At 37.6% G+C, this 16,601-nt stretch carries 15 protein-coding genes; 4 read left to right on the top strand and 11 right to left on the bottom strand.

Going from position 1 to position 16,601, the window contains the following annotated elements:
• Positions 1 to 2: 2 nt before the first annotated feature.
• Entirely contained in the window at positions 3 to 1,172 is a 1,170-nt protein-coding gene (locus ACE01N_RS15375) for an AIR synthase related protein (RefSeq protein ID WP_380590839.1), read from the bottom strand.
• Positions 1,173 to 1,459: 287 nt separating this feature from the next.
• Between ACE01N_RS15375 and ACE01N_RS15380 the strand changes: the two genes are divergently transcribed.
• Positions 1,460 to 2,374 carry an ABC transporter ATP-binding protein gene (locus ACE01N_RS15380; protein ID WP_380590842.1) on the top strand — a complete coding sequence of 305 codons (915 nt, stop codon included), beginning with the start codon at positions 1,460 to 1,462 and terminating at the stop codon, positions 2,372 to 2,374.
• A 4-nt stretch (positions 2,375 to 2,378) separates the two neighbouring features.
• Here the strand turns inward: ACE01N_RS15380 and ACE01N_RS15385 are convergent, their stop codons facing one another.
• The 4 genes from ACE01N_RS15385 to mnmA form a co-directional block, all read right to left on the bottom strand.
• Entirely contained in the window at positions 2,379 to 4,388 is a 2,010-nt protein-coding gene (locus ACE01N_RS15385; RefSeq protein ID WP_380590845.1) for a ComEC/Rec2 family competence protein, read from the bottom strand.
• A gap of 36 nt (positions 4,389 to 4,424) precedes the next feature.
• Entirely contained in the window at positions 4,425 to 5,111 is a 687-nt protein-coding gene (locus ACE01N_RS15390; protein ID WP_380590848.1) for a TrmH family RNA methyltransferase, read from the bottom strand.
• Positions 5,112 to 5,169: 58 nt separating this feature from the next.
• Positions 5,170 to 5,442 (bottom strand): HU family DNA-binding protein, encoded by a 273-nt coding sequence (locus ACE01N_RS15395; protein WP_375718977.1) that lies wholly within the window; start codon positions 5,440 to 5,442, stop codon positions 5,170 to 5,172.
• A gap of 256 nt (positions 5,443 to 5,698) precedes the next feature.
• Positions 5,699 to 6,874 carry a tRNA 2-thiouridine(34) synthase MnmA gene (gene mnmA / locus ACE01N_RS15400; protein WP_380590853.1) on the bottom strand — a complete coding sequence of 392 codons (1,176 nt, stop codon included), beginning with the start codon at positions 6,872 to 6,874 and terminating at the stop codon, positions 5,699 to 5,701.
• Between the two features lie 547 nt (positions 6,875 to 7,421).
• Here mnmA and ACE01N_RS15405 point away from each other — a divergent pair.
• Genes ACE01N_RS15405 through ACE01N_RS15415 form a run of 3 tightly spaced genes read left to right on the top strand, consistent with a single transcriptional unit; the run spans position 7,422 to position 10,490 of the window.
• Entirely contained in the window at positions 7,422 to 7,901 is a 480-nt protein-coding gene (locus ACE01N_RS15405) for an RNA polymerase sigma factor (RefSeq protein ID WP_380590856.1), read from the top strand.
• A 10-nt stretch (positions 7,902 to 7,911) separates the two neighbouring features.
• A complete protein-coding gene (locus ACE01N_RS15410; RefSeq protein WP_380590859.1) occupies positions 7,912 to 8,985 on the top strand; it encodes a hypothetical protein in 1,074 nt (357 codons plus the stop codon).
• 20 nt (positions 8,986 to 9,005) lie between these two features.
• On the top strand, positions 9,006 to 10,490 hold the full coding sequence (locus ACE01N_RS15415; RefSeq protein ID WP_380590862.1) for an outer membrane beta-barrel protein: 1,485 nt from the start codon (positions 9,006 to 9,008) through the stop codon (positions 10,488 to 10,490).
• A gap of 56 nt (positions 10,491 to 10,546) precedes the next feature.
• Here ACE01N_RS15415 and ACE01N_RS15420 read toward each other — a convergent pair whose 3' ends face one another.
• From ACE01N_RS15420 to mce, 6 genes are all read right to left on the bottom strand, one after another.
• Positions 10,547 to 12,328 (bottom strand): MutS-related protein, encoded by a 1,782-nt coding sequence (locus ACE01N_RS15420; protein ID WP_380590865.1) that lies wholly within the window; start codon positions 12,326 to 12,328, stop codon positions 10,547 to 10,549.
• A gap of 67 nt (positions 12,329 to 12,395) precedes the next feature.
• Positions 12,396 to 13,646 carry a sodium ion-translocating decarboxylase subunit beta gene (locus tag ACE01N_RS15425; protein ID WP_438826949.1) on the bottom strand — a complete coding sequence of 417 codons (1,251 nt, stop codon included), beginning with the start codon at positions 13,644 to 13,646 and terminating at the stop codon, positions 12,396 to 12,398.
• 10 nt (positions 13,647 to 13,656) lie between these two features.
• Positions 13,657 to 14,076 carry a biotin/lipoyl-containing protein gene (locus ACE01N_RS15430; RefSeq protein ID WP_380590868.1) on the bottom strand — a complete coding sequence of 140 codons (420 nt, stop codon included), beginning with the start codon at positions 14,074 to 14,076 and terminating at the stop codon, positions 13,657 to 13,659.
• 9 nt (positions 14,077 to 14,085) lie between these two features.
• A complete protein-coding gene (locus tag ACE01N_RS15435; RefSeq protein ID WP_380590871.1) occupies positions 14,086 to 14,442 on the bottom strand; it encodes an OadG family protein in 357 nt (118 codons plus the stop codon).
• An 11-nt stretch (positions 14,443 to 14,453) separates the two neighbouring features.
• Positions 14,454 to 16,013 carry an acyl-CoA carboxylase subunit beta gene (locus tag ACE01N_RS15440; protein WP_380590874.1) on the bottom strand — a complete coding sequence of 520 codons (1,560 nt, stop codon included), beginning with the start codon at positions 16,011 to 16,013 and terminating at the stop codon, positions 14,454 to 14,456.
• 19 nt (positions 16,014 to 16,032) lie between these two features.
• Positions 16,033 to 16,443 (bottom strand): methylmalonyl-CoA epimerase, encoded by a 411-nt coding sequence (gene mce / locus ACE01N_RS15445; protein WP_380590877.1) that lies wholly within the window; start codon positions 16,441 to 16,443, stop codon positions 16,033 to 16,035.
• Between the last annotated feature and the right edge of the window lie 158 nt (positions 16,444 to 16,601).

A 16,601-nucleotide genomic window follows, 5' to 3' on the forward strand; every position in this document is an offset into this window, starting at 1 on the left:
TTTTAATAAGTAAACTCCCCAAATTCTGATCTGATGGTCAGGGAATTGACATCAGACGCCTCACAATGTCCTACAATCCTCGCGTCCAGATTGAAGGATTTTGCAATATCCATCACTTTTTGTGCATGGGATTCAGGCAGATATATTTCCATCCTGTGCCCCATGTTAAACACTTTATACATTTCTTTCCAATCCGTACCGGATTCCTTCTGAATAATATTAAAAAGAGGCGGAACGGGAAACATATTATCTTTAATCACTCTTAAATTATTCACAAAATGCATCACCTTGGTTTGTGCCCCACCTGAACAATGCACCATCCCGTTTATTTCGGATCCCAGCTCATCCAGTACAGTCTTTATAACGGGTGCATAGGTACGTGTCGGTGATAACACCAGTTTTCCTGCATTCAGACCTAAACCTTCAATTTTATCCGTCAATCGGTATGAACCGGAATACACCAGATCATTATCGATCGCATCATCATAACTTTCAGGATATTTGTCTGCCAGATAATGTGCAAATACATCGTGACGCGCCGAAGTTAGTCCGTTGCTGCCCATTCCACCATTATATTCTTTCTCATAAGTGGTTTTACCCGAAGAAGACAAACCAACAATCACATCACCAGCTTTTATGTTATCATTGGATATCACTTTAGACCGATGCAATCGCGCAGTTACGGTAGAATCCACGATAATGGTTCTTACAAGGTCACCAACATCAGCTGTCTCACCACCAGTACTGTATACCGAAATACCCATATCCCGCATTTCCTGCATCAATTCTTCCGAACCATTAATAATAGCAGAAATAACTTCTCCGGGTATAAGGTTTTTGTTACGTCCTATGGTAGATGATACCAGAATATTTTCAACAGCTCCAACGCACAGAAGATCATCAACATTCATAATCAATGCATCCTGAGCAATTCCTTTCCAGACTGACAAATCGCCGGTTTCTTTCCAGTACATGTAAGCCAGAGAAGATTTTGTGCCTGCACCATCTGCATGCATAATGTTGCAGTAGTCCGGATCACCTCCAAGATAATCGGGAACAATTTTGCAAAATGCTTTCGGAAAAATTCCCTTATCTACGTTTTTTATGGCATTATGCACATCATCTTTTGAGGCTGAAACGCCACGTTTATCATATCTTGAATTACTCTCCATTGTAAGCGTTGAAAAAATTTGTGCAAAAATACCGAACTAACATCAAAGCAGCAAATTTATTTGAGACACAAGATATAAGACGTTAGAATCAAGACTTTCCTCTTTTTTGAAAATGGAGATGTTCCGATACTTCGGAACAGAGAATTCCAGATAGAACATTCTTCAATACAAATCAAGGATTGATTTTTCGTATACACTATTAGTATTTCTGCAAAAAATCTTATGTCTTATGTCTTGTGTCTTGGTTCTAAAATAAAAAATGTATTTTTGCTTAAAACAATAAAATTATGAGTAAGCCCCTTATCGAAGCCCGCGACGTAGTCAAAGCATATTCCAATCATTTAGCGCTGGATAAAGTCTCTGTCTCTGTTCCTGAGAATCATATTTTTGGTTTACTGGGCCCCAACGGAGCCGGCAAAACAACGCTGATCCGGATCATTAATCAGATCACTGCACCTGATAGCGGTGAACTGTTGCTGGATGGGAAAAGAATGTCGAATCTGGATGTGGAACATATCGGTTATCTTCCTGAAGAAAGAGGCTTATACCGTAAGATGAAGGTTGGAGAACAGGCGCTTTACCTTTCGCAGTTAAAGGGATTAAGCAGGAATGATGCCATGAAAAAACTGAAATACTGGTTTGACAAGTTTGACATCCTTCCCTGGTGGGACAAAAAGGTGGAAGAACTCTCTAAAGGAATGCAACAAAAAGTGCAGTTTATTACCACCGTATTGCACGAACCCAAACTGCTCATCTTTGATGAACCATTCAGCGGCTTTGATCCGGTAAATGCCCAGTTGTTAAAAGATGAAATTCTTGAACTGAAGAAAAAAGGTGCCACTATTATTTTCTCAACACATAACATGAGTTCTGTAGAGGAAATCTGTGATGACATTGCACTGATCAACAAATCGAAGGTAATTCTGGAAGGTAATGTAACGGATATTAAGCATACATATAAATCCAATACATTCAGATTCCTGATAGAAGGGAATAATTATACACTTAACGGCGACCTTCCAAAATGGGCCGAATTGATGGATAAAAAAGAATTAAAAGAGAATCTTCAACTGGTCATTCATCTTGAAGAAGGACATAATCCGAATGACGTACTAAAAGTATTGATGAAAGATCATTCCATTCTTGGATTTGAGGAACTGATCCCCAGCATGAATGATATTTTTATCAAGGTGGTAAGTTGAAATTTCAATAACTGGCAAGTGTCTTAAGGAACGCCCCTTTTTGTTTTATATCGTAGTAAGAAATATTGTTTTTATCGCACCAGTCAACAATCTTTTCCGTGTCGTAATAATTGCATGATCGCAAAATAATACACTGTTTTATGTAAGGCTTTGCAACACTTAAATTATAAGGAAAAGCTTCCAGCAACAGATATCGTTTAACCGGTAATTCCATCAATCTGTCTTTTCGGTCCGAAACCAACTGAAATAATTCACCGCCGGCATACTGAAAATTTTTCAACCGTTCTGCATATGAACCTTGGATTCCAGTATCATTTACATAATCGGTTGTACATTGATCCGGTTCATCCATGGTTGGCGTATAAAATATACATGTTTTACCTGCTCTTTCTGCAATTATTATTGAACTCGAATTAAATACAACCACTTCTCTCCTCTTTTCTGACTTATAACCGCTAAAACCACTGAACAAAATCAAAGCTATTCCTAAAACAGAAACATGTTTCAACAACTTCAGATTTTGACGGTACATCATTGTAATAAGTACTATAAATATGCTATAGAGCAACAATACCATTTCAAAGCTGATATTGATCCCTGAAAATACTGCATCATTCAATCCTGAGACCATCTCAGGGACAAGATTAATGAAAGTAATTAGCCAGTCCAGCGGCTTGGAAATAAACTCTAAAGGCACACCAAATATTCCCAGAATAATAATGACAAAGTTGTAAATCAAAGCAATGCCTATGAAAGGGATTACGAATAGGTTGGTGACAAGGAAATACTTTGGGAACTGTTTAAACCAAAATAAAACCAGTGGTAAAGTTCCGGGTTGAGCAGCAATAGTTACCAGTGCAACTTCAAAAATTCGTTTTAACACTTTAGGCTTCTCTCTCAAATAAGGTGCAGCCAGATTCATGATTAACAAGATCGACAAAACTGCACCGTAACTCAACCAGAGTCCCGGTTCGAACAGATAATGTGGATCTGCTATAACAATGATAAAAGCACTGATAGCAATCACATTATAAATAAGATGAGGTTTTCGTAATAACCGGGTCAGATCAATAAGTATAAACATAATTACTGCTCTTGTCACAGAAGGACTTAAGCCTGTGAATAATGCATATATCATAAGAATTACTAAGATTACAAAAAAAGAAACGAATCTGCCATATTTCCTTTTGGACAAAGGCTTTAAAAGTGCAAAGATCATCATATACATTATTCCTACATGGAGACCGCTAACAGCCAGAATATGGATAACACCGGAATTTTTAAAGGCTTCTTTTTGTTCGTCCGAGATCAGGCTTTTATCACCGGAAGTCAGGGCATACAGCAATGCTGCATTTTCTGGTCTAAATCCGGCATTCTGATATAACTTTTTAAGTCTTTCTTTCAGTACCCAAACGATATGAAAATAATCTTTTCTTACTTCCAGTATTTCCACGGATTGCACAAAACCATTTGTAGTAATATGCTGTCGTCTTAGGTACGATGCAAAATCATATTCACCGGGATTTCCTTTATTTTTAACAGTATTACATGTAGCACGGATCAGTACAACTGCTCCGGGAATGACTTCAGGATCATCATGTTGCCAAAACAAACTGGCTTTATAGCTTTTAATGGAATTCTCAGCTTGTAATGTTTTAATTACTATTATTGATCTGCCTTCGGACAAAATGCGTTTGTGTTCAACCTTAGCAACCACAGTGTATTTTCCAATTTCCGGGTAAATAATGGTATTTGACTCGTGAGTACTAAAAATAAGAAAACCTGAAATAAGCAGAAATACGTTTAAAGTTATGCCGAAAACAAAAGACCTTGATGTTTTGCGGCAGTGATAATAAAGCAAAAACAGAGCAATAAGGATAGCCAAGACCAGCAGAAACCAGTTATTACTACAATCCCAAAGATGACTTAAAAAGTGAAATACAAAAATACCTGCAATAATTGGCAACAATATTCTTACAAAAGAAACAGAATATATGAAAGACTTAGGGCTCAAGGCATTAAATTTGGATAACAACCAAATTTAATGAATTTATTTTAAACAGATACTTTCCTTATAATACCGCTCAACTACAAGTTCGCTTTTCTTTATGGATTTCATTAACCACTCGTATTTTAATTCATTACGTTCATCCGAAGTAAGCTGCCAGGCTACAGAGCTGTTCTTTAACCTTTTAACAAGGTCATGCAAACAAATGGCTGCAGAAACGGAAATGTTATAACTTTCAGTGAAGCCGTACATGGGTATGCGCAAAAAAGCATCGGCATATTCTTCAACAGTTTCTGAAATACCGGATTGCTCCGTTCCAAAAACCAATGCAAATTTTCCATCTTCCAGGTTAAAATCGTCCAGTAGTATATCGTCGGTATGGGGTGTGGTAGCAATAATACGGTAACCGTTCTGTTTTAAATGCTTCAGGGCTTCAGACGTATTTTCAGTTTGATCGTTGTATTTGTGCATGGTCAACCACTTGTCTGAGCCCAGTGCCACATCAGGATTCACATCGTAATCGTTATAATTTTCAATAATATGGACATCCTGAATGCCGAAACAGTCACAGGTTCTGAGGACTGCACTGGCATTTTGCGACTGAAAAATATCTTCCAGAACGACTGTAATATATCTTGTTCGTTCTGTCAGAACCCTGTCCATTGCAGCATTTCGGTCTTCTGTGAGAAATTGAGTAAGGAATTGTATTAGCTTAAGATCAGACATCATAAAATAAAAATGGGAGTACGCCTAGTGCACTCCCAAATATCTTTACCAGAAAAACTGATTAATTTACTGCATCACCTAATTCAGCACCTGCTTTAAATTTAACAACTTTTTTGGCAGGGATTTGAATAGTAGCTTTAGTTTGAGGGTTGATACCAGTTCTGGCACCTCTTTCAGATACTGAGAAAGATCCAAAACCTACTAAACCTACACGATCACCAGCTTTAAGTGCATCAGTAACAGAAGCAACAACAGCGTCGAGGGCTTTTTTGGCATCGGCTTTGCTAAGTCCAGCTTTATCAGCAATTGCATCAATTAATTGAGCTTTGTTCATAATAAATTTTTTTTAGAGTTAACAATTAGTTTTTCTTGAAACATTCACAAATTTATAGGAAATTACCAATTAACCAAACGTTTTCAGGGAAAAATCACATTTATTTAATGATTTGTACCTTTATTTAATATTAAGAACTAAAAATATGCTGTAGAGCACCAAAAATCGCGTATGAAAGGCGTTTTAGAAAATTTGTTCAAAAAACAAGCATTTTTGATTAACAATAAATTAACAACCACATGGACAGAATCAGAATTCAGGCATTAATAACACCCGATCCGATCAACTCATCGTCATGATACCAGGCTGCAAACTGTCCGGGCGTAATAGCTCGTTGTGGCTCATCAAAAATAATGTAAATACCCTCCTCCCTGGAATATAATGTTGCCTGCTGAAGCGGTTGTCTGTACCTTATCCTAACTTCAAATCTTTGCTCCTCTCCGGTCCCTATTTTCAAATCTTCTCTGATCCAGTGAACCTCATCGGTTTTAATAAATAATCCCTTTCTGAACAGTCCCGGATGATCCTGCCCCTCTCCTACATATATAATATTGGTATCAGTTTTGGTTCCCAGTACAAAAAGCGGTTCTTTAAATCCTCCAATATTTAACCCTTTGCGCTGACCCACCGTGTAATAATGTGCCCCGTTATGTTCGCCCACCTTTTTTCCCCGAACGGATGCAAAATCGTAAGGTGCAGATAATCGGATCAAGTCTTCGTCTGTTGAAACCCTGTCATTGTGCTGATCCTTAAAGATCCGTTGTGTGGAGAATACTTCTATAACATTTCCTTTCTCCGGTTCAAGTTTTTGTTTAAGAAAGTCCGGAAGATGAACTTTACCTACAAAACAGATTCCCTGGCTGTCTTTCCTGGTAGCCGTTGGTAATTTGACCTCTTCTGCAATTTTCCGGACCTCCGGTTTTGTCAATTCACCAATTGGAAATAAGGCACGGGACAATTGCTCCTGGTTCAGCTGACATAAAAAATAACTCTGGTCTTTATTCTGATCCAAACCGGCCAGAAGTGAATATACACCATTTTGCTCTGACTTTCTGCAATAATGACCTGTAGCTACAAGATCGGCACCTTTTTCAAGAGCAACATTCAGAAATTCATCAAATTTTATTTCCCGGTTACACAATACATCCGGATTGGGAGTGCGGCCTTTACCATATTCATCAAACATATAATCCACAACCCGCTGTTTATATTTTTCAGACAAATCGACCAATTCAATGGGGATGTCCAGTTTTTTTGCTACCATCTGAGCCAGGTCCCAGTCATCCTCCCAGGTACAGCTACTGGTTAAAGTTCCGGTTCTGTCGTGCCAGTTTACCATAAACAATCCATGCACATCATATCCCTGCGCTTTCAGCAAATATGCTGCCACACTGGAATCAACCCCACCTGATAAACCAACAATTATCTTCATCCTTTAAGTATCAGGTATCAGGTATCAGGTATCAGGACTTTTAATTTCGAAATTGGAATATTGAATTACAAATTTTGTTGATTTTGAGTTCCTTTAATTTACTTTCTTATTAACAGTCTTCAACTCCCCATAAATTATGTCCAAAATTATCTTGTGTCTTGATTCGTGATACTTGATACTAATTAAGCCACAAAGATAACAAATGAAAATTGAATCAGTGAGACTGTGATTTCAGAAATAAAGTGAATTGAAATTACAAAGTCGAACTGATCCCGAGCTTTTGTCGAGGAATCTATGGGTTTTATTCCCTGCCCTTGGTGGCGATAAACGAATAATTCCTTATTGATACCCTGTCAACTCTGGGGCGGGTCGTTCATTTTAAGGGTTCAGCTTAATGGGTTACATGACAGGTATTTCGTTAAAAGTTCTTATTTGCTGCAGACAATATCATAAATTTACAGCATATTTATTTCGGGATCATTAATTTTAATTCTGATGTAACTTTTTAAATAGCATTACGTCTTGCATATGGAAATAAGATGAGAAAGTGACGACAAAAGAGTACAATATCATAGTGGATGATTATAGCGACAGACTTTACCGTTACGTTTTAAAGATCATGAAAGATGCAGATGCATCGATGGATATCGTTCAGGAAAGTTTTGAAAAGCTTTGGAAAAACCGTGAAAAGGTTGAATTTGAAAAAGCCGGACCCTGGCTCTTTAAAACATCATATAACGCTGTTATCGATGTTAAACGTAAAGGATACAGGCAGGTATATACCGATACACTTCCGGAACAGGGTGAAGAACGTAACTACAGTGATTTGAAAGAGATTCTGAATGAAGCGCTCTCAAAAATCAATGAAAGACAACGCACCGCTATTATATTAAGAGATTACGAAGGTTATTCTTACCAGGAGATTGGAGAAATAATGAAATTAAATGAAGGCCAGGTAAAAATAACTATTTATCGTGGAAGAGTCGCTTTAAAGGAGTACATAGGCGCATTAGATGTGGTTATTTAAAAAGTTTGAGATGAACATTAACAGAGAAAATTACGAATTATTCATTGTTGATTTGCTGGATGGAACCATCTCAGAAGATGTGAAAAAAGAATTACAGCATTTCCTGATGGAAAATCCGGATATATGGAAAGAGGTTCAGGGACTGGAAACAACATTTCTGAAACCTGAAAATATTTCATATCCGAATAAAGCAGCATTGAAACAATCAGTCTTCGAAGACGAAGAAATTTTTAACGAAACAGCAGTAGCATATCTGGAGAATGATATTACGGAAGATGAAAAAGCAGATTTTGATGCTTATATCAATACACATAGTTCGGCTAAAAGAGAATTCCGCCTATTCTCATTAACCAAATTGAAGCCAGATCTTTCTGTGTTGTTCCCTGATAAAGATCTGCTTTACCATAAAACAAAGGTTATTCCCTTATTTATACGTTTTGGCAGAATTGCTTCGGTAGCAGCTATATTTCTGATTGCCTTGTTTTACTTCAAGCCATGGCACACAAGGACACAGCAAGCTATTGAACAACAGCAACAACAAAAAATTGCAGAAATTTCAAACCGGAGTTACGTTCAGAATTCTGATATTTTAAATGCTGATAATAATGACAAACAGAATGTTACAGAAAAATCGGATGTAACATCTGAATCGAGTTCAGATGTTGTAATTGAACAACCTCAAAAAGCAGCACACAGAAATCCGGTTCAAACCGCCTACCGTCCAGAACAGGCAGATGAAATAATTGAAGACAGAGAGGAATACAAGGAACTGAAACCAAAGAAAGCAAAACCAGCAAAATATATTCTGATTGTCAGGCCTACAATTGCCGCCAATGATAATTACCTTGCTTCCAATAATGAAAAAGCCATGCAACGTTTTGCCAAAACCGGTGAGAAATTACTGGATCAGGGAGCAAAACTGGATAGGGAACAAGTTGAAAAAGGTGTACTGAACGTTCTCAAGCTAGCATCTAAAGACAGAATAAACTACGAAACAAATAATAACGGAAAAGTGAGTAAAATTAATGTAAACAGTGATTTACTGGCTTTTACTCTACCAATAAGAAAGAACAATAAACAATAAACTACAAACAAACAGAGATTATGAAACGATTAACAGTTTTACTAGGGGGATTACTTGTGTTTATCTGGTCAATAAGCGCACAGGACACTACAAAACTTGATGTAGGTGCAAAAGGAGAAGTAACTGTTGTAAATAAGGGTACGTCAACGGTAATAACCATTGATGCAGACAGTCTGAACCAGGTTATTGAAACCGTGGCATCCGAGTTGGTAGAAAGCATGAACATGATGCTAAAAGAGCTTTCTGCAAGCATGGATGAAATGTCAAAAGAACTAGATAAAGCTATAAAAGAACAGAATGACATTGATTTAATGGAACAACAACTGATAGCTGACGAACAAAATAAAATGGCAAAAAAAGAGGTTGAAACCATTAGAAAGGATCTGGAAGTACAGAAGCAGGCCATGAAAGAACAACAGGCTGATCTGCAAAAACAAATGAAAGCCAATGAAGTTGAATACCGTAAACAGCTGGCACAAATGGAACAGTACAAAAAGGTTAAAGATGCTATTATGGAAAACCGTGATGAACTGGAAAATATAAACGGTAAAGTCACCATAGAAATAGCAGAACCTGTACTAAAGTCCACGTCAATTACAAAAAAATCAAATGCCGATACAACAGAGGTAAAAATTGTGGGCAAGTCTGTTGTAAAAGTTGTTGACGGAAGTGATGCATCGGAACTTGCCATTGGCGGATACGATAACATCTATATTGCAGATAAAGGCGGGGACACTGTTGAAGTCAGGTTAGGTAAAAAAATGATGCGTGTAACTGACATTAACGGTAAAGCTGATGTTACTTTCGACAGGATTCAAAATGATGATGACAATGATGTAGCAGAACATCATGAAAAAAAGGGAAAATTCAAAGGTCACTGGTCAACACTTGATCTTGGGCTCAATACTTTTACAGCGCCTGATTACAGCATGTACGGAGCTAATCCTGGTTTTTCACCAACCAATGAATTTATGGAACTGAATTATAATAAATCCATTGAGGTTAATATTAATCCATTCCACGTAAACCTTGGAATCATTAACGGAAGAACCCGGCATTCAGCTAAAATGGGAATCGTTACAGGCTTAGGTTTCAGTTTCAACAATTATACTTTTGACAACAACCTAACCATAGCTAAATTAAATAATCGCATAGAACCGGTTGATCTGGCAACAATTCCGGTTCAAGCCAAGAAAACCAAACTTACAACCTCCTACCTGACTGTTCCGGTCATGCTTGAGATTACACTTCCGGGAGGAGACGCATTTATTTCTGCGGGTGCTATTGGTGCTTTAAAACTTGGATCCAAAACCAAATACAAAACTGAAAATGTAAAACAAAAAGACCATGGCGATTACTATCTTAATCCATTCAGATATGGGTTTACAGCCAGGGTTGGTTACAAAGGAATAAGCCTTTACGGCACTTACTATGTTTCAGAATTATTCCAGGAAAACAAGGGACCGGTTACCACTCCTTTTTCAATAGGTATCGGTATCATGTAATACTAAATTCGTTTTAATCATTTTTAGACAGGTGTTGGATTCAACACCTGTCTTTTTTATATCAGTCCCATATTTTTCATTAAAATAGTGGCATTCATCGTGGTCGTTACGCCTTCCCTGAGCGTATAGTCATAAATCACCTTCTCTCCTTCAAATCGCAGTTCAAAACATATAAGGTGGAAACGTTTGTCATTTTCAGCCAATACTTTCAATTCCAAATCGTGTGTAGCAACCAGACCACAAACGGGTAACTGAACCATCTTCCCAAGCAATAGTATTGACCCTTTTCGCTTATCTTCCGAGTTTGTGCCCTTCAGTGGTTCATCAATGGCTATCACTACCGGTTCTCCCTTAGCTGCTTCTTCCATCATCTGTTTTAAGCGGATCAACTCTGCCTGAAAATACGACACATCATCTATAAGATTATCAAACGTTCGAATACTGGAGAAAATGGATGCGGGTTTATAACTAAACTTTTTAGCACAAACAGCTGATCCTGACGAGGCCAGAACCAAATTGATTAAAGCAGTACGCAAAAAGGTACTCTTACCGGACATATTGGCTCCGGTCACAATATGCAGTTCTCCGGTTGATGTTATTGTAAAATTATTACAAACCCGTTTTTCTGCATCAATTAACGGGTGACCTAGCTCTTCTGATTTCAAAAACCATGTCCCTTCAGAATCAGGAAAAATAAAGTCAGGATTGTTAAAATTAAAATTTGCAATGCTAATCAGTTCATCAAACTCAGCAATATGGGCCATCCAAAGAGGAACTTCATTTTTATATTTTTTCAGCCAGCGGTTAAACCTGAGAATCAACCACAAATCTCTCATGTAAACGCCATTCAATAAAAATGAAACTACCATATTCATGCGGTTTTCAAATGCATTCAGCAAGAGTTCGGACTGTTTAATGGCACTCAGTGCAGAACCTTCCTTTTCAATGAGTTCCCTTTTGAGATTGGCAATTAATTCAGATCGAAATGTATATTTTTCTATGGTTTTAAGTAACCGTGCATCCCTTTTCAGGTTTTTACTTATACTGTCTATAATTCGATGGTACCCGTTTATGCGTTTTACATAGTTTCCTACAATCGCAAGTTGAAGGATGAACATCATAAACGGTAGATTATTGGAAACTTTTTCTGCCGAAGCTAACACAACACTTAAAATAAAAATCAGCGGGAAAAGGATCAGCAAAACACGATAAATTATATTCTCAGAATTTATTGTTAATAATTCATCTGATTCAAGCAGTTTGTTTACATCATCTTCAGGAACGTGTGGGTTGAGGTATTTTTCAACGATAAAACCATGTCTTAGTTCCGTATTTTCAGCCAGTTCGCCTACGGAAGCCTGCCGTGCTTTTATTTCATCTGTGTTTTTATTTACAGTTTTCAATGTTTCCGAAAGCCGTGCTTCTCCCAGTGGTGTTACGGTTCTGTTAATATGTTTAAACAGCGAACCTTCCCCAAAAACATCAATATCAAAGCTGTACGGGTGTTTCGGATCAACACTGGCTGAGCCATTACTAAAAATACGATGTGAGTGACTCTTGTCAGACGCTATCTCGTCCTCGTTTAAAGTCTTCAGAGCTCTTTTTAGCTTTAAACGGGCTACTAATTTGCTATCGATTAATAATATGGCAACAAAGGCTGCTATAGCAGTTAATGGAATAAAAAATGAATAACCCACAGCAAACAAATAAACAGACACTCCTGATAAGAGAAACAGGATTAACCGGACAAATGAAAAAATATTATGTCTGCCGGATAACAGAGCTATTTCCGATTCCAGTACTTCAATTCTTTTTCTATACGCATTAAACGGTTTCATAGATCAAAATAATTAAACAAAAAAAGGGTGCTAAAAAGCACCCCTAAATATAGAACAAATGATTTGATTACATCAAAAAGCTTAATAAAATACCGGCTCCAACAGCAGAACCAATTACACCGGATACGTTAGGTGCCATGGCATGCATTAATAGGTGGTTGGTAGGATCATACTTTAATCCCTGATGCTGAACTACCCTTGCACTGTCGGGAACAGCAGAAACACCAGCTGCACCAATCAACGGATTGATTTTGCGGTCACCTTTCAGGAAAAGGTTCATCACTTTTGCAAACAACAAACCTCCCATGGTTGCAATACAGAAAGACACTGCCCCAAGAAAGAAAATCTTAATAGAATCAAATGTCAAGAATACATCTGCCTGTGTTGAGGCACCAACTGTTACACCCAACAAAATAGTTACAATATCTATTAACGAATTTCTTGCCGTTTCGGCCAAACGGTTGGTTACGCCAGATTCTTTAAGCAGATTACCAAAAAACAACATTCCAAGCAAAGGCAATGCACTTGGCGCAATAAACAATGTTAATAGCAAACCCAAAATAGGAAATACCACTTTTTCAGTTTTAGATACAGCTCTTGGAGGTTTCATCCTGATTTTGGCTTCTTTTTCTGTAATAAGCAAACGCATAAAAGGTGGTTGAATCACAGGCACTAAAGCCATATAGGAATATGCTGCAATCGCAATAGGACCTATCAGGTGCGGAGCAAGCTTTGATGAAAGAAAAATAGCCGTTGGACCATCGGCACCACCAATAATACCAATTGCACCGGCCTCTTGTAAAGAAAATCCTAACGCAACGGCACCAAGAAAAGTTCCGAATATACCAAGCTGTGCAGCAGCCCCTAACAGAAATAGTTTCGGATTCGAGATTAACGACGAAAAATCTGTCATTGCACCAATTCCCAAGAATATCAATGGAGGATAAATCCCCTGACGTACACCATAATATAGATAATTCATCACAGAACCCTGCTCATAGATACCTATTTTATAACCTTCCACAAACGGAATATTTCCTATAAGAATACCTGTTCCAATTGGAATAAGCAAAAGAGGTTCATAATTTTTAGTAATTGCAAGTGTAATAAAGAAAATACCTACACCTATCATAATCAGATTCCTGATATCAAAATTGGCAAAACCGGTAAACTCCCATAACTTGGTTAACCCTCTCATTGCTCCAGATGATGCTTCGGCTTCAACACCGGTTTGTGCAAAACCCAAAACATAATTAAGGGCCAGAACCACACCGATAATACCAAACATCACGAAGCTTTTTTTATTATTAAATTTCATGGTTTCGTGATTATTCAAATTCTACTAAAACATCTCCCTGAAGAACAGCATCGCCAACTTTAACTTTTAAAGATTTTATTACGCCGTCCTTTTCAGCCCTAATATCATTCTCCATTTTCATAGCTTCCATTATAAGCAGATTCTGCCCCTTTTTAACTTCATCTCCTTCAGAAGTCATAATTTTAAATATACTTCCAGGAAGTGGAGCCTTTAAGGTACTGCCTCCGGTACTTTTTGTAATAGTTCCTTCACCAGGTTTTTTAACCACATCCTTACGAACCAACTTAGGCGTTTTTGTTTTTTTAACTTCCTGATGGATTTCAACGGCATACTCTGTACCATTTACTTCTATATGCGCAATATTATCTTCCACATCTTTGATATGAACACTGTATTTATTGCCCTTTATTGTGAATTCTAGCTTTTTCATCTTATCTTCTTACTTTGGAAAATTTACATTGTTTAAACCATAAATCTTAGAACTCCAGGGGGAATAGCGTCTTTCTATTTTTTTGATGGTTATTACATTACTTTCTTCCTCGCGCAAATCATTGAAGAATAGTTGTAACGACATCGCAATAGCTGCACTTACTTCACCACTTAACTGAAGATCATTATCTGAGACAACCTCTTCCGGATGAAGCTTTCCTGATTTTTTAAGCCTTCTGCGGGTTTGTATATTGAGAATCTTAGGAACGAGTAAGAATACATAAACTAACGTTACTAATGCAACAAATACAATCGCGTACCCCAAAAAGGTAATAATCCAAACCTGTGAACTAAATAGAAATATCATATCTTCTCCTCCTATAATGGTATGTTACTGTGTTTTTTAGGCGGGTTACTGAGTTTCTTGGTCTGAAGACTCTGGAAAGCCCTGATAATTCTGAACCTTGTATTTCTTGGCTCGATCACATCATCAATGTATCCCATTGAAGCAGCCTGATAAGGATTGGCAAATTTTTCCTTGTATTCATCCGTTTTATCCTGAACATATCTTGCTCTTTCCTCTTCATTTTCAATTGCTGCAATACTTTTACCCTCAAGCACTTCAATTGCTCCCTGGGCTCCCATTACAGCAATTTCAGCCATTGGCCAGGCGTAGTTAAAATCGCCACGTAATTGTTTACAGCTCATCACATCGTGTGCGCCACCGTACGATTTTCGTAATGTTACTGTTACTTTTGGTACAGTAGCTTCTCCATAAGCAAACATCAGTTTTGCTCCGTGCGTAATAATGGCGTTATATTCCTGGCCTGATCCTGGTAAAAATCCAGGTACATCAACCAGTGTAAGAATCGGAATATTAAATGCATCACAAAAACGAACGAAACGAGCTGCTTTACGTGAAGCATCCACATCGAGAACACCAGCCAGATAGCTCGGTTGATTTGCAATTACACCAACACTCATACCTTCCAGACGACAAAATCCTGTTACGATATTTTTTGCATAATTTCTGTGTATTTCAAGGAATTCGCCATCATCAACAATGGCGTGTATAACGTCCTTAACATTATACGGCTGATTTGGATTGTCCGGCACAATATCGTTAAGTGCTTCTTCCAGACGATCTATCGGATCAGTACATTCCACTAATGGTGGCTCTTCAAGGTTGTTTTGTGGCAGATAAGAAATCAGTTTTCGTATCAATAAGAGTCCTTCTTCTTCATTTTCAACCATAAAATGTGACACCCCGGACTTTGATGAATGAACCTCAGCACCACCAAGGTTTTGAACCGAAATATCTTCACCAGTCACTGTTTTAACAACCTTAGGACCAGTAACAAACATATAGCTGTTTTCCTCGGTCATCATAATAAAGTCAGTTAACGCCGGTGAGTAAACAGCCCCTCCAGCACACGGACCAAAAATTGCTGATATCTGAGGTACAACGCCGGAAGCAAGAATATTACGCTCAAAAATTTCAGCATAACCTGCCAGCGAAGTAACACCTTCCTGAATACGTGCACCACCTGAATCGTTAATACCAATTACAGGAGCACCGACCTTCATGGCCATATCCATAACCTTGCAGATTTTCTGTGCCAGAGTTTCTGATAACGAACCTCCAAAAACAGTAAAATCCTGAGCATAGACATAAACGACACGTCCATCTATGGTTCCGTGACCAGTAACTACACCGTCTCCCAGGAATTTCTTCTTTTCCATTCCAAAATTGGTACAACGATGTGTTACAAACATATCAAGCTCTTCAAAACTGCCATCATCCAGCAGCATCTCAATACGTTCACGGGCAGTCATTTTTCCCTGCTCATGTTGCTTTTCAATTCTCTTTTCACCACCACCCATTTTGGCCTGATCCCTTAGGTCAATGAGCTTTTTCAGTTTATCTTTATTAGACATAAGTATGAATATTTTTGTATTATTCGTTAGGATGTTCACACAATTCGGTTAATACACCAAATGTGGATTTAGGATGTAAAAATGCGATATTCAAACCTTCGGCTCCTTTACGCGGTGTTTTATCAATTAACCTGACACCTTTTTCTTCAGCAGCTAAAAGTTTCCCGGCCAATCCATCCACAGCAAACGCCATATGGTGAATTCCTTCGCCCTTTTTCTCTAAAAACTTACCTATAGGTCCTTCCGGATCTGTTGATTCAAGTAACTCAATTTTGGTCTGACCCACTTTGAAAAAAGCCGTTTTCACTTTTTGATCCGCGACTTCTTCAACAGCATAACATTCCAAACCAAATACATTTTCATAAAATGGTATTGCTTCGTCAAGACTTTTAACAGCAATTCCAATGTGTTCAATATAAGAAGGTTTCATATAATTTGTTTTATTGTAAAAATCAATTAAAACGAAAAGTTATAATATTCAATCACCAAATATTATACAAAATTTAATTAAAGAAAAATTTATCCAATTAAAAATTAAAGGCACAAAATTATATTAAAAATAACTCAATTTTAAATGTTTTCAGACTT

This window comes from Quyinboa ferrireducens (genome assembly GCF_042436675.1).
Taxonomy (GTDB): Bacteria; Bacteroidota; Bacteroidia; order Bacteroidales; family UBA5342; genus JBHJHP01.